This is a genomic window from Streptomyces sp. NPDC049837 (assembly GCF_040674455.1).
GTDB lineage: Bacteria > Actinomycetota > Actinomycetes > Streptomycetales > Streptomycetaceae > Streptomyces.
This window is the reverse complement of sequence record NZ_JBFAMP010000003.1, coordinates 39,230-53,978: the sequence shown is the minus strand read 5'-3', so window position 1 is coordinate 53,978 and position 14,749 is coordinate 39,230. Positions and strand designations below refer to the sequence as shown.

At 71.3% G+C, this 14,749-nt stretch carries 10 protein-coding genes; 7 read left to right on the top strand and 3 right to left on the bottom strand.

Features of this window, described 5'->3' with window-relative positions; genetic code table 11:
• Nucleotides 1–12 precede the first annotated feature (12 nt).
• Nucleotides 13–1,164: a PQQ-dependent sugar dehydrogenase gene (locus AB0J57_RS08230; RefSeq protein ID WP_366127220.1), complete on the bottom strand. Its 1,152-nt coding sequence runs from the start codon at nt 1,162–1,164 to the stop codon at nt 13–15.
• Nucleotides 1,165–1,356: 192 nt separating this feature from the next.
• Entirely contained in the window at nt 1,357–2,370 is a 1,014-nt protein-coding gene (locus AB0J57_RS08225) for an aldo/keto reductase (RefSeq protein WP_366127219.1), read from the bottom strand.
• A 47-nt stretch (nt 2,371–2,417) separates the two neighbouring features.
• Here AB0J57_RS08225 and AB0J57_RS08220 point away from each other — a divergent pair, with 47 nt between their 5' ends.
• The 6 genes from AB0J57_RS08220 (at nt 2,418) to serA (ending at nt 12,255) form a co-directional block, all read left to right on the top strand.
• The gene (locus AB0J57_RS08220) at nt 2,418–3,368 is read left to right on the top strand and encodes a 2-hydroxyacid dehydrogenase (protein ID WP_366127218.1); all 951 of its coding nucleotides are present in this window, start codon (nt 2,418–2,420) and stop codon (nt 3,366–3,368) included.
• A 501-nt stretch (nt 3,369–3,869) separates the two neighbouring features.
• Entirely contained in the window at nt 3,870–6,719 is a 2,850-nt protein-coding gene (locus tag AB0J57_RS08215; RefSeq protein ID WP_366127813.1) for an EAL domain-containing protein, read from the top strand.
• 213 nt (nt 6,720–6,932) lie between these two features.
• Nucleotides 6,933–8,792 carry an acetolactate synthase large subunit gene (locus AB0J57_RS08210; RefSeq protein WP_366127217.1) on the top strand — a complete coding sequence of 620 codons (1,860 nt, stop codon included), beginning with the start codon at nt 6,933–6,935 and terminating at the stop codon, nt 8,790–8,792.
• Nucleotides 8,793–8,813: 21 nt separating this feature from the next.
• A complete protein-coding gene (gene ilvN, locus AB0J57_RS08205) occupies nt 8,814–9,338 on the top strand; it encodes an acetolactate synthase small subunit (RefSeq protein WP_019889675.1) in 525 nt (174 codons plus the stop codon).
• 75 nt (nt 9,339–9,413) lie between these two features.
• A complete protein-coding gene (ilvC, locus tag AB0J57_RS08200; protein WP_366127216.1) occupies nt 9,414–10,415 on the top strand; it encodes a ketol-acid reductoisomerase in 1,002 nt (333 codons plus the stop codon).
• A 238-nt stretch (nt 10,416–10,653) separates the two neighbouring features.
• Nucleotides 10,654–12,255 (top strand): phosphoglycerate dehydrogenase, encoded by a 1,602-nt coding sequence (gene serA, locus AB0J57_RS08195; protein WP_366127215.1) that lies wholly within the window; start codon nt 10,654–10,656, stop codon nt 12,253–12,255.
• A 73-nt stretch (nt 12,256–12,328) separates the two neighbouring features.
• On the opposite strand, the gene AB0J57_RS08190 is transcribed toward serA, so the two are convergent.
• Nucleotides 12,329–13,606 carry a helix-turn-helix domain-containing protein gene (locus AB0J57_RS08190; protein WP_366127214.1) on the bottom strand — a complete coding sequence of 426 codons (1,278 nt, stop codon included), beginning with the start codon at nt 13,604–13,606 and terminating at the stop codon, nt 12,329–12,331.
• A gap of 203 nt (nt 13,607–13,809) precedes the next feature.
• Here AB0J57_RS08190 and AB0J57_RS08185 point away from each other — a divergent pair, with 203 nt between their 5' ends.
• Nucleotides 13,810–14,736, top strand: coding sequence for a proline dehydrogenase family protein (locus tag AB0J57_RS08185; RefSeq protein WP_366127213.1), 927 nt, complete (start codon nt 13,810–13,812; stop codon nt 14,734–14,736).
• The last annotated feature ends 13 nt before the right edge of the window (nt 14,737–14,749 follow it).

Here is a 14,749-nt window from a genome sequence, read left to right as displayed (position 1 = left end):
GGCTGCCGCCTCTCATGTCACCTCCACCTGGAGGATCCGGTCGTCGCCCGCTTCCGGGGTGCCCCGCCCGTCCGTCTCGCTGGTGACCAGCCAGAGCTTGTTGCCGCCCGCCGCCAGGACCGTGCGCAGCCGGCCGTACCGCCCTTCGAGGAACGCCTGGGGCGCCGCCGAAGGTTCCGCCCCGGCCAGCGGGATGCGCCACAGCCGCTCGCCGCGCAGCCCGGCCATCCAGACGGACCCCTCCGCGAAGGCGATCCCGCTGGGGGACGCGTCGGCGGGCTCCCACTGGGCGACCGGGTCGACGAAGCCGGGCCTGCCGCCCTTGCCCTCCACCTCCGGCCAGCCGTAGTTCTTGCCGGGCTCGATCAGGTTCAGCTCGTCCCAGGTGTTCTGCCCGAACTCGGCCGCCCAGAGTCGCTTCTCGGAGTCCCAGGCCAGCCCCTGCACATTGCGGTGGCCGTACGAGTGGACGACCGAGTCCGCGGCGGGGTTGCCGGGCGCGGGCTGCCCGTCCGGGGTCATCCGCAGGATCTTGCCGCCCAGCGAGTTCTTGTCCTGCGCCAGGCCGGTGTCACCGGTCTCGCCCGTGCCCGCGTACAGCATCTTGTCCGGCCCGAACGCGATCCGGCCGCCGTTGTGGACCGAGCCCTTCGGGATGCCCCGCAGCACCGTGTCGGGCGCCCCGAGCTGCTGGCCGGCCGGCTTCTTCTCGTCGTACAGCATGCGGGCGATGCGGTTGTCCGACTCGGTGGTGAAGTACGCGTACACCAGGTGGTCCGAGGCGTACGACGGCGAGAGCGCGAGGCCCATCAGGCCGCCCTCGCCCGCCGGAGCCACCCCCGGCACCGAACCGATCACGGTCTTCGCGCCGCTCTCCCCGTCGATCCGGGTGATCGTCCCCTCGTCGCGCGAGGAGACCAGCAGGTCGCCGTCCGGCAGGGCGGCCAGGCCCCACGGCGACGCCAGGCCCTCGGTGAGCGTGGACACGACCCGCACCGTGCCCTTCGCGGGCGGCGCGGACGGGGAGGGCGACCCCGGCGGTGTGGCGGACGCGGACGCGGGGGGCGGCGAGGCGGCGCTCCGGTCGTCCGCGGGGCGTTCGCCCCCGTCCGACGAGCACCCGGCCACGAGCACCAGGGCGGCAGCGGCCAACACGGCCGTCACAGCAGGACGTTGCACAGTTCCGATCCCTTCAACGGCGGTGTGAGCTGCGTGTCCACCCTTGATACACCGCCAGGGCCGATCACGTTCCCCTCTCCGGCCCGAAGATCCCGGCCCGTCGGCGCGGGAATCAGCCGGGGAAGCCGGGGAAGCCGGGGAAGCCGGGGAAGTCGGGAAGCCGAGGAAGCAGGGGGATCAGTCCCACGACCCCCGCGCCGGCGGCAGCGCCGCGATCTCCGCCAGGTCCTCGGCCGTCAGCGACAGCTCCGCCGCCCGTGCGTTCTCCACCGCCCACCGCTCGTGCTTGGTCCCCGGCACCGGTACGACGTGCCGGCCCCGGCCCAGCACCCACGCCAGCGCCACCTGGGCCGGTGTCACCCCGGCCGCCTCGCCGCCGTGCCGCCGCGCCACCCGCCGCAGCCCCACCACGATGGGCTGGTTCGCGGCCATCATCTCGGCCGTGAACCGGGGGTGCCGGGCCCGCAGGTCCTCGGGCTCGAAGCCGCCGCCCGGCGTCAGGGTCCCGGTCAGGAAGCCGTTGCCGAGCGGCATCGCCGCCAGGAACCCCACGCCCCGCGACTCGCACCACGGCAGCAGCCGCACCAGCGCCTCCCGGGACCACACCGACAGCTCGGCCTGCACCGCGCTCACCGGGAACACCTGCTGCACCCGCTCCAACTGCCGAATCGTTCCCTCGTACAGATCCGTACCGGGACCGGCGCGGCGCGACGAGCGGACCGCCATCGCGCACAGGCCCAGCGCCCGCACCTTCCCCGCCGACACCAGCTCCGCCATCGCGCCCCACGTCTCCTCGACGGGCACCTCAGGATCGGCGCGGTGCAGTTGGTACAGGTCGATGACATCGGTCTGGAGCCGCCGCAGCGAGGCGTCGCACGCCCGCCGCACATAGCCGGGCCGCCCGTTGGCCACGATGTGCTGCTCCCCGACGAGCAGCCCGCACTTCGTGGACACGAAGGCCTCCGCCCGCCGCTGCCTGAGCACCCGGCCCAGCAGCAGCTCATTGGTGAACGGCCCGTACATGTCGGCGGTGTCCAGCAGCGTCACCCCGGCGTCGAGCGCGGCGTGCACGGTGCGCAAGGATCGGTCGCCGCGCTGTTGCGAGGCGCTGTACGCCCAGCTCATCGGCATACAGCCGAGACCCACAGCACCTACGCCGAGCGCCGTCGCCCCGATCGTCCTGCGCTCCAACTCCCCGTACCCCTCCTTGTGCCGCTCCCCAAACTAACCTCCTGACCATGACTGCTGACGTGTGGCTCCCCATTCCGGCCGACGAGGTGGACGGCCTCCCCGCACCCGCCGAGTCCGGCCTCACCTACCGCTTCTGGGACGGCGGCCCGGACTTCCCGGCCGACCCGGCCGACTGTGTCTTCTACGTCGTCCCCTACATGAAGAGCAGCGAGATCTCGGTGCGCCCGCTGGCCGCCATGACCTCCGTACGCGTCGTCCAGACGCTCTCGGCCGGGATCGACCACGTGACCCCCGGGCTCGGCGTCCTGCCGCCCGGCGTGGCGCTGTGCAACGCCAGGGGCGTCCACGAGGCCAGCACGGCGGAGCTGACCGTCGCGCTGGTCCTCGCCTCTCTGCGGGGCATCCCCGACTTCGTGCGCGGGCAGGACCGGGAGGAGTGGCGGGCCGACTTCTACCCGGCGCTCGCCGACAAATCCGTGCTGATCGTGGGGTACGGATCGGTCGGCGCGGCGATAGAGGACCGGCTCGCGCCGTTTGAGTGCGCGCGGGTGGCGCGCGTCGCGCGCTCCGCGCGCACCACCGAGCGCGGTCCGGTGCAGGCGCTCGCGGATCTGCCCGCCCTCCTCCCGCACGCGGACGTCGTGATTCTGTCCACGCCCCTGACGCCTGACACCCACCACCTCGCGGACGCCGCCTTCCTGGCCCGGATGAAGGACGGGGCCCTGCTCGTGAACGTCGCACGCGGCCCCGTGGTCGACACCAAGGCGCTCCTCGCCGAGACCCAGAGCGGCCGGATCACCGCCGCCCTGGACGTCACGGACCCCGAACCGCTGCCCCAGGGGCACCCGCTGTGGCATTCCCCTGGCGTACTGATCAGCCCTCACGCGGGCGGCCGCACGTCCGCCTTCATGCCCCGCGCGAAGCGTCTCGTCGCCGCGCAAGTCACCCGATTCGCCGAGCGTGAGCCGTTGCGGAACCTCGTCCTCACCACCGGCTGAACACGCTCCGAAGCGATCTGGGCGCCCTCCGTGCCCATAACACTGATGATCGTCACGGAGCGTAGAGCACCCCTGTCCCTGAGTGACGATCCTGGTGTATCGTCCCGATCTGGGGGCCGCGTCGAGCACGGAGCGGCGCAGGGGAGCGACGTGATTGCCGATCAGAATCCGAGGGGGGCGACGGGCGATGCACGGTCGATGGGCGAACGAACCGACGCGACGGGGCAGCCGACTGCGACCCCCGACCGCGTCCCGGCCACCGAAGCCGCAGCCACCGTCGCCGGTACAGCAGCGGCCGGCCGGGCAGTCGCCGATGCGGCAGTCGCCGGCACACCGGTCGGCGGCGCGGCCGTCGCCGACGCCGCGGCGGCCGCACCGGCCCGAGGCGCGTACGGGGGCGTTCAGGTGAGCGCCCCGGGAGTGCTCATCGAGCGTCCGGCCGTCGCGGGCGGCGGCTCCGGCGGCACGGCGGACGGCGGCACGGGCGGCTCCGGCGGCCTGATGTGTCAGGTGCTCCTCGCCGTGCTGTGCGGAGCCTACGCCGCCGGCGCCGCCGTCGGCTGGGGCTCCGAGCAAATGGCCCTGATCATGGGCGACTTCGGGCTCAGCGCCGCCGCGCTGACCGCCGCCGTCTCGTGCTTCCTCTACGCACGCACGGGTGGCAGCGGTTTCCGCCCCGCCTGGTTACTGTTCGCCTTCTCCTCCGCGATGGCGGCCGGCGGGAACACCGTCTGGGGGTGGTACGAGGTCGTGCTCGACCGTGACGTGCCACAGCCGTCCCTCGCCGACCTGTTCTTCCTGCTCTTCGCGCCGCCCGCCATCGTCGGGCTGCTCGTCCTGGCCAAGCGGCCGGTCTCCCGGGCCGGATGGATCTGCCTGGCACTGGACTCCTGGCTGATCGGCGGTTCGCTGCTGACTCTGTCCTGGAGTCTCGCCCTCGCCCACACCGCCCGGTTCGAGGGGGAGAGCGTCGCGCGGGCCGCCCTGTCCCTCGCGTACCCGCTCCTGGACATCGTGCTGGTGAGCATGGTGCTCGCCCTGCACTTCCGGCGCTCCCAGGCCAACCGGTCGGCCGTCCACACGGCGATCGCCGCCCTGGCCCTGACCGTGCTGTGCGACGCCCTGTTCACCTCGCCGCTGCTGCGCGAGCACTACCGCTCCGGCCAGCTCCTCGACGCGGGCTGGTTCGCCGGCTCGCTGCTCCTGGCCTACGCCCCCTGGGGCGCCAACCGCACCACCGACGGACCCGCCCCGCCGCGCGGGCCCCGTCAGCCCACCCGTCCCATCGCCGGGTCGCTCACCGCCCTCACGCCGTATCTGGCGGCCGCGGTCTGCACGCTCGGCATTCTCTACAACGTCATCGAGGACCGCACGGTGGACCGCGTCGTCGTCTTCACCGGATGCACGGTCGTGCTCGCCCTGGTCGTGCGCCAGGGGATCATGCTGCTCGACAACATCGCCCTGACCCATGAACTGGCCCAGAAGGAGAACCACTTCCGGTCCCTGGTGCAGGGTTCCAGCGATGTCATCATGATCGCCGCCCCCGACGGGGTGCTGCGCTACGTCAGTCCGGCCGCGTCCGGTGTGTACGGGCGGGAGGCCGACGAGCTCATCGGCTCCGAACTGGCCTCCCTCATCCACCCCGACGACCTCGGCGGCGTCGTCCACGAGGTACGGCGGTTCCTGGCCGCTCCTCCTTCGGAGGAGCCCACCACCCGCATCGAATGCCGCTTCAAGTCCGGCACCGGCGAGTGGCTCAACGTCGAGTCCACCGTCAACCGCCACCAGGGCGGCCTGATCTTCAACAGCCGGGACGTCACCGAACGGGTCCGCCTCCAGGCGCAGCTCCAGCACAACGCCGAACACGACCCGCTCACCGACCTGCCCAACCGCGCCCTGTTCACCCGGCGCGTCCGCCAGGCGCTCAGTGGGCGCCGGGCGGGCGACGCGGGCACGGCCGTGCTCTTCATCGATCTGGACGGCTTCAAGGGCGTCAACGACCGGCTGGGCCACCAGGCGGGTGACGACCTGCTCATCCAGGCCGCCCGCCGGCTCCAGGACTCGGTACGGGCCGGAGACACCGCCGCCCGCCTCGGCGGCGACGAGTTCGCCGCCCTGATCCTCGGCGACGGCAGCCACGACCAGTCCGCCCGCGAGCAGCGGGTCCACGAGATCGCCGACCGGCTGCGGCTCACCCTGTCGCAGCCGTACCGGATCGAGGGCCAGGAGGTACGGGTCGCCGCGTCCATCGGTGTGGCCTTCGCCGAGGCCGGCATCAGCGCCGGAGACCTCCTCCGCAACGCCGACCTCGCCATGTACCGGGCCAAGGCCGGCGGCAAGAACCGCGTCGAGCTGTACGCGCCCCAGATGCAGGCCGACGTGGTACGCCGCACGGAACTGGCCACCCGGATGCGCACCGCCGCCCAGGACGGCGAGTTCGTCCTCCTGCACCAGCCCGTGGTGGACCTCGCCACCGGGCGGATCGCCGCCGTCGCCGCCCAGGCCCGCTGGCGCTCCGCCCAGGGCATCCTGTTCACCCCGGCCGAATACCTCCGGGTCGCCGAGGACGGGGAGCGGGCCGCCGGGCTCGGCGGCCGCCTCCTCGAAGAGGCCGTCGAGCAGGCCGCCGAGCGCGCCCGGCTGGGCCACCACGCGCCCGTCTCGGTCCGCTTCCCGGCCCGCAAGCTGGTCGACAGGTCCATGCCCCTCGGCACCGTCGAAGCCCTGCTGACCAAGTACGAACTGCCCTCCGGGTCGCTGATCATCGAGCTGTCCGACAGCGACCCGCGGATCTCCTTCGACGAGCTGGAACGGCGCCTGGCCGGCCTGCGCAGGCTCGGCGTACGCATCGCGCTCGACGGATTCGGCAGCGGATACGCCGCCATCAACGCGCTCCGGCGGCTCCCGGTCGACATACTGAAATTGGACAGAGGCCTGGTCGAGGGCGTCGTCGAATCGGCCCGGCTGCACAAGATCACCAGCGGACTGCTCCGCATCGCCTGTGACCTCGGCATGCAGTCCGTGGCCGACGGGGTCGACGTACCGGAGCAGGTCCTGGCGCTACGCGCGATGGGGTGCACCCATGGGCAGGGAATGGCCTTCTCAGGCCCCCTGGACGAGTACCGGCTGCGCCGCGCCCTCGTCCGGGAGGAGTTCCCCGTGCCCGGCGGGGTCGCCCTGCCGGCGCTCACCCGGGGTGCCCTTCCGGACGCCCTCCCGAGCAGCCTCCCCGACACCGTTCCCGACACGCTCACCGACACGGTCCCCGACAGCCTGCCGAGCGCCCTCCCGGGGATGCGCTCACCTCACCCACTTCGCTCACATAATGAGACTCGCGTCCCACCCACTTGACACTGATGGTGCGCCGGGGGGAGGGTCAATGCCATGCGCACCCGAATTCTCGTACTTGGAAAGCGCGTCGGCTGAGCACGGCCTGATCACGGCCCTGCAGACCCACACCGGCGCGCTCCCCTCGCTTGCCTCACGGCACGAGGGGTTTTTTGTTGCACTGGCACCCCGCCAAACCAGCTAAACCTCGCGAAAACCCTCAGCTTCGAGAAGAGAATGCCGATGACCGAGCAGGCCACCGGGGCCCACCATCCGCAGCCGCGGGCCCGTACCGGCGGACAGACCTCCGCCACCGTTGAGCACGTCACGGGTGCGCAGTCCCTCATCCGTTCTCTCGAGGAAGTGGGCGCCGAGACGGTATTCGGCATCCCCGGCGGCGCCATCCTCCCCGCGTACGACCCGATGATGGACTCCACCAAGGTCCGTCACATCCTCGTCCGCCACGAGCAGGGTGCCGGCCACGCCGCGACCGGTTACGCCCAGGCGACCGGCAAGGTCGGCGTCTGCATGGCCACCTCCGGCCCCGGTGCCACCAACCTGGTCACCCCGATCGCGGACGCGCACATGGACTCCGTCCCGCTGGTCGCGATCACCGGCCAGGTCGCCTCCAAGGCGATCGGCACGGACGCCTTCCAGGAGGCGGACATCTGCGGCATCACCATGCCGATCACCAAGCACAACTTCCTGGTCACCAAGGCCGAGGACATCCCCAAGACGATCGCCGAGGCGTTCCACATCGCCTCCAGCGGCCGCCCCGGCCCGGTCCTGGTCGACATCGCGAAGGACGCCCTCCAGGCGAAGACGACCTTCAGTTGGCCGCCGCAGCTCGACCTGCCCGGCTACCGCCCGGTCACCAAGCCGCACGCCAAGCAGATCCGCGAGGCCGCCAAGCTGATCACCCAGGCCAAGCGCCCCGTCCTGTACGTCGGCGGCGGCGTCCTCAAGGCCGGCGCCACCGCCGAGCTGAAGGTCCTGGCCGAGCTGACCCAGGCCCCGGTCACCACCACCCTGATGGCCCTGGGCGCCTTCCCCGACAGCCACCCGCTGCACGTCGGCATGCCCGGCATGCACGGCAGCGTCACCGCCGTCACCGCCCTCCAGAAGGCCGACCTGATCGTCGCCCTCGGCGCCCGCTTCGACGACCGCGTCACCGGCAAGCTGGACAGCTTCGCGCCCTTCGCCAAGATCGTCCACGCGGACATCGACCCGGCCGAGATCGGCAAGAACCGCGCCGCCGACGTGCCGATCGTCGGTGACGCCCGCGAGGTCATCGCCGACCTGGTCCAGGCCGTCCAGGCCGAGCACAACGAGGGCAACACGGGCGACTACAGCGCCTGGTGGAAGGACCTGAGCCGCTGGCGCGACACCTACCCCCTCGGCTACGACCAGCCGGAGGACGGCAGCCTGTCGCCGCAGCAGGTCATCCAGCGCATCGGGCAGCTCGCCCCCGAGGGCACCATCTACGCGGCCGGTGTCGGCCAGCACCAGATGTGGGCCGCCCACTTCATCAACTACGAGAAGCCCGCCACCTGGCTCAACTCCGGCGGCGCCGGGACCATGGGCTACGCCGTGCCGGCCGCCATGGGCGCCAAGGCCGGGATGCCGGACCGCACGGTCTGGGCCATCGACGGCGACGGCTGCTTCCAGATGACCAACCAGGAGCTGGTCACCTGCGCGCTGAACAACATCCCGATCAAGGTCGCCATCATCAACAACGGCGCCCTCGGGATGGTCCGCCAGTGGCAGACCCTGTTCTACAACCAGCGCTACTCCAACACGGTGCTGCACTCCGGCCCCGAGGCGGACGGCAAGCAGCCCAGCGCCGGCACCCGCGTCCCGGACTTCGTCAAGCTGTCCGAGGCCATGGGCTGCGTGGCGATCCGCTGTGAGCGCCCGGAGGACCTGGACAAGGTCATCCAGGAGGCCAACGCCATCAACGACCGCCCGGTCGTCATCGACTTCATCGTCCACGAGGACGCCCAGGTCTGGCCGATGGTCGCCGCCGGCACCTCCAACGACGAGGTCATGGCCGCGCGCGGCGTCCGCCCCGACTTCGGCGACAACGAAGACGACTGAGAGAGAGCTGAGTCAAGAAACATGTCCAAGCACACGCTCTCCGTCCTGGTGGAGAACACGCCCGGCATCCTCGCCCGGATCGCCGCCCTGTTCTCCCGCCGCGGCTTCAACATCGACTCGCTCGCCGTCGGTGTCACCGAGCACCCCGACATCTCCCGCATCACCATCGTGGTCAATGTCGAGGACCTGCCGCTGGAGCAGGTGACCAAGCAGCTCAACAAGCTGGTCAACGTCCTGAAGATCGTCGAACTCGAGCCCAGCGCCGCCATCCAGCGCGAGCTCGTCCTGGTGAAGGTCCGCGCCGACAACGAGACCCGCTCCCAGATCGTCGAGATCGTCCAGCTCTTCCGCGCCAAGACCGTGGACGTCTCGCCCGAGGCGGTCACCATCGAGGCCACCGGTTCGAGTGACAAGCTCGACGCGATGCTGAAGATGCTGGAGCAGTTCGGCATCAAGGAGCTGGTCCAGTCCGGCACCATCGCCATAGGGCGTGGCGCCCGGTCCATCACGGACCGCAGCCTGCGCGCCCTGGACCGTTCCGCGTAGCGAGACCCCTCGACTTCCACATCCCTCCCCACCGTACGGTGGGACGCAACACCAGCACACCAAGGAGAAGACCCAGTGGCCGAGCTGTTCTACGACGACGACGCCGACCTGTCCATCATCCAGGGCCGCAAGGTCGCGGTGATCGGTTACGGCAGCCAGGGCCACGCCCACGCGCTGTCGCTCCGTGACTCGGGTGTCGACGTCCGCGTCGGTCTGCACGAGGGCTCCAAGTCCAAGGCGAAGGCCGAGGAGCAGGGCCTGCGCGTCGTCACGCCGGCGGAGGCCGCCGCCGAGGCCGACGTCATCATGATCCTGATCCCGGACCCGATCCAGGCCCAGGTCTACGAGGAGTCCATCAAGGGCAACCTGAAGGACGGCGACGCGCTGTTCTTCGCCCACGGCTTCAACGTCCGCTTCGGCTTCATCAAGCCCCCGGCCGGCGTCGACGTCGCCCTCGTCGCCCCGAAGGGCCCGGGTCACCTGGTCCGCCGTCAGTACGAGGAGGGCCGCGGCGTTCCGGCGATCGCCGCCGTCGAGCAGGACGCCACCGGCAACGCGTTCGCGCTCGCCCTGTCGTACGCGAAGGCGATCGGCGGCACCCGCGCGGGTGTCATCAAGACGACCTTCACCGAGGAGACCGAGACCGACCTGTTCGGCGAGCAGGCCGTGCTGTGCGGCGGCACCTCGGCGCTGGTCAAGGCGGGCTTCGAGACCCTGGTCGAGGCCGGCTATCAGCCGGAGATCGCGTACTTCGAGTGCCTCCACGAGCTGAAGCTCATCGTGGACCTGATGTACGAGGGCGGCCTGGAGAAGATGCGCTGGTCGGTCTCCGAGACCGCCGAGTGGGGCGACTACGTCACCGGCCCGCGGATCATCACCGACGCCACCAAGGCCGAGATGAAGAAGGTCCTCGCCGAGATCCAGGACGGCACGTTCGCCAAGAACTGGATGGACGAGTACCACGGCGGCCTGAAGAAGTACAACGAGTACAAGACGCAGGACTCCGAGCACCTGCTGGAGACCACCGGCAAGGAGCTGCGCAAGCTCATGAGCTGGGTGGACAACGAGGAGGCGTAAGCCTCATGGCGGCGGGTCCGGACATGATGTCCGGGCCCGCCGGTCTTCATTGGACCGAGTGTCCAACCACGGATGGGTGATCCTTCCGCCGCGGCGGAAAAGATGTCACCCACCACCACTACACTTCTCAACACATACGCGTCAGGCCCACAGCGTCGTGCGTCTTCCACGCGGCAAGCCCCCTCCACCGCCTGCGGCCGTCGGGACGGCCGTCCGCACTGGACTTGTGAGGACCCACGTGAGCTCGCATCCCCCCGTAAAGCCGGTAGTTCTGATCGCTGAAGAGCTGTCGCCCGCCACGGTCGACGCGCTCGGCCCCGACTTCGAGATCCGGCACTGCAACGGCGCCGACCGGGCGGAACTGCTGCCCGCCATCGTGGACGTGGACGCCATCCTGGTGCGCTCCGCCACCAAGGTGGACGCCGAGGCCATCGCCGCCGCCACCAAGCTCAAGGTCGTCGCCCGTGCGGGCGTGGGCCTGGACAACGTCGACGTGGCCGCCGCCACCAAGGCCGGCGTGATGGTCGTCAACGCGCCGACGTCCAACATCGTCACCGCGGCCGAGCTGGCGTGCGGTCTGCTGATCGCCACCGCGCGCAACATCCCGCAGGCCAACACCGCCCTGAAGAACGGCGAGTGGAAGCGCAGCAAGTACACGGGCGTCGAGCTCAGCGAGAAGACCCTCGGCGTCGTCGGCCTCGGCCGCATCGGCGTCCTGGTCGCGCAGCGCATGTCGGCCTTCGGTATGAAGATCGTCGCGTACGACCCCTACGTGCAGCCCGCGCGCGCCGCCCAGATGGGCGTCAAGCTGCTGACGCTGGACGAGCTGCTGGAGGTCTCCGACTTCATCACCGTCCACCTGCCGAAGACCCCCGAGACGCTCGGCCTGATCGGCAACGAGGCGCTGCACAAGGTCAAGCCGACCGTCCGCATCGTCAACGCCGCGCGCGGCGGGATCGTCGACGAGGCCGCGCTGTACTCGGCCATCAAGGAGGGCCGGGTCGCGGGCGCGGGCCTCGACGTGTACGCGAAGGAGCCCTGCACGGACTCCCCGCTGTTCGAGCTCGACCAGGTCGTCTGCACCCCGCACCTGGGCGCGTCCACGGACGAGGCGCAGGAGAAGGCCGGTATCGCGGTCGCCCGTTCGGTGCGCCTCGCGCTCGCGGGCGAGCTGGTCCCGGACGCGGTCAACGTCCAGGGCGGTGTCATCGCCGAGGACGTCAAGCCCGGTCTGCCGCTGGCCGAGCACCTCGGCCGCATCTTCACCGCGCTGGCGGGCGAGGTCGCGGTCCGGCTCGACGTCGAGGTGTACGGCGAGATCACCCAGCACGACGTCAAGGTGCTGGAACTGTCCGCGCTCAAGGGCGTGTTCGAGGACGTCGTCGACGAGACGGTGAGTTACGTCAACGCGCCGCTGTTCGCGCAGGAGCGCGGCGTCGAGGTCCGGCTGACCACGTCGAGCGAGTCCCCCGACCACCGCAACGTGGTCACCGTGCGCGGCACCCTCTCGGACGGCGAGGAGGTGGCGGTCTCCGGCACGCTGGCCGGCCCCAAGCACCTCCAGAAGATCGTCGCCGTCGGCGACTACGACGTGGACCTGGCGCTCGCCGACCACATGGTCGTCCTGCGCTACGAGGACCGTCCCGGCGTCGTCGGCACGGTCGGCCGCATCCTCGGCGAGGCGGGCCTCAACATCGCCGGCATGCAGGTCGCCCGCTCGACGGAGGGCGGCGAGGCGCTCGCGGTCCTCACCGTCGACGACACGGTCCCGCAGCACGTGCTGACGGAGGTCGCGGAGGAGATCGGCGCGACGTCCGCCCGCTCGGTGAACCTCGCCTGATCGACCGTACGATCGTTCGAGACCGGCCCGGTGCGTCAGCGCACCGGGCCGGTCTCGTTCATGAACCGGTGCTTCACAGCCGGGCCGCCTTCAGGGCCATGTGGAGCAGCAGGCGGTCCTCGCCGTCGTCGAGGTCCAGGCCGGTGAGCTGCTCCACGCGGGAGAGCCGGTAGTAGAGCGTCTGGCGGTGGATGCCCAGGGCCGCCGCGGTGCGGCCCGCCTGGCCCGCGCTGTCGAGGAACACCTCGGCGGTGCGGGCCAGTTCCGTGTGGGCGGGCGCCAGCAGGGTGCGGACCGCCTGGTCGTGGGGCGGGGCCGCCGGGAGCGCCGTGAGGAGACGGTACGGGCCGATCGACGCCCACTGGGCCAGCGGCCCGAGCCGGGGCCGGGCCATGGCCGCGCGGGCGGCGGACGTCGCCTCCCGCCACGCCTCCGCGAGGTCGCCCAGCCCTCGCCGGGGGTCGGCCACCCCGGCGACGACGCCGTGCCCCGGCGCGGCGCCCGGTCCCGCCCCGCCGCGCGTCGCCCACGCGGCCGTGGGCGTGGCGGCGGCGGACGGTGCCGGGGCGCCACCGGCCGCGTCCCGGAGGCGGGTGGCCGCGGTGAGCGCGGGGGCCGGGGAGTCGGCCGAGCGGAGCCGGATCAGGGCGGCGAGCCCGTGGGCGCCCGGCCCATGGGTGCCCGGCCCCTCCGGGCGGGTGCCCGTCTCCGCCCCCTCCCGCCCCGGCCACGGCACCGTGCACAGGGCCGCCGCGGCCGGGGCGGTGCGGACCGAGGGGGTGTCGGGGCCCGGCCAGGGGGCGACGCACACCAGGGCGTGGAGGCCGTCCGCGTCGTGGCCCAGTGCCGTGCGCAGGGCGGCGAGCGCCATGTCGTACTGCCAGCCCCGCTCCGCCGTCAGAACCGCGCGCAGCTCGCGCGAGAGGTCCGCGTCCGCCCGTTCCTCGTCCGCCAGCAGCGCCCCGATCCGCTCCGCCACCTCCATGGCCGCCGTCAGCCGGTCGGGCGAAGGCCCCGGGTCGGCGTCCAGGAGCCACACGTACCCGAGCACGACACTCCGGTGGCGTACGGGGAGGCAGATCCGGTCCCGGAAGACGCCCGCGTCGGGGGAGGCGGGGATGCGCACCGGGCCGGTCGCCCGGGTGATGCCGAAGCCCTCGAACCAGGCACGGACGGCGGGGGTGGACTTCCGGGTGAGGATCGACCGGGTCCGGACCGGGTCCATGGCCGTGTCGTCGTCGCTGTCGTGGGCGCCGAAGGCGATCAGCCCGAAGTCACGGTTCTCCAGCGTCGCGGGGGCGCCCAGCAGCGCCGAGATCTCGTCGACCAGGTCTTGGTAATCGCCCTTCACCCGGACATTCTGCCACCGGGCGGGTGTCCGCTCAGACATCTGTATGAGATGTGGGGCACGGATGCGTGACAGGTGTCGATGGCCGAGCATCGGAGCGATCCTTAGGTTTCACGGTGGTTCTCCGTGCCGATACGGATCCGTTCGGATTCGTTCCGACAGATCCGCTTCGGCCCCCTTCAACACCTGTTCCGTGGAGGTGCCCCGTGCTGGGTCCCGTGATCCTTGCCGCGTCGCGCAGTGACAAGATGCGCCGTTTTGTCTCTGCCGCCCCGGGCACCAAGCAGGTCGTCGGCCGGTTCATCGCCGGTGAGACGGTCGACCAGGTGATCCCGATCGTCCGGGAGACGACGGCCAAGGGCCTGGAGGTCACCCTGGACGTGGTGGGCGAGGACATCACGACCCGCGAGCAGGCGTTCGCCGCGCGCGACGCCTACCTGGAGCTGATCGACCGCCTCAAGGCCCTGGACCTGGGCACCAGGGCCGAGATGTCGGTCAAGCTGTCGATGTTCGGCCAGGCGCTGGAGGGCGGCCATGAGCTGGCCCTCGCCAACGTCCGGCCGGTCGTCGAGGCGGCGGCCGCGATCGGTACCACGGTCACGCTCGACGCGGAGGACCACACCACCCTCGACTCGATGTTCGCCATCCACGAGGAGCTGCGGAAGGACTTCCCGCAGACCGGCTGCGTCATCCAGGCGTACCTCTTCCGCACCGAGGAGGACGCCCGCCGCCTCGCCGCGAACGGCAGCCGCGTGCGTATCGTGAAGGGGGCCTACAAGGAGCCCGCCTCCGTCGCGTACCAGGACAAGCACGAGATCGACAAGGCGTACGTACGGATCCTCAAGATCCTCATGGAGGGCGAGGGCTACCCGATGATCGGGTCGCACGACCCGCGGCTCATCGCCATCAGCCAGGAGCTCGCGCGCCGCGCCGGGCGCAAACTGGATGAGTACGAGTTCCAGATGCTGTACGGGATCCGCAGCGACGAGCACGTGCGGCTCGCCGCCGAGGGTCACCGGATGCGCGTCTACACCGCGTACGGAACCGACTGGTACGGGTACTTCATGCGCCGCCTCGCGGAGAAGCCGGCCAACCTGCTGTTCTTCGTCCGCTCGATGATCACCAAGAACTGAAGGAGTTACGGAA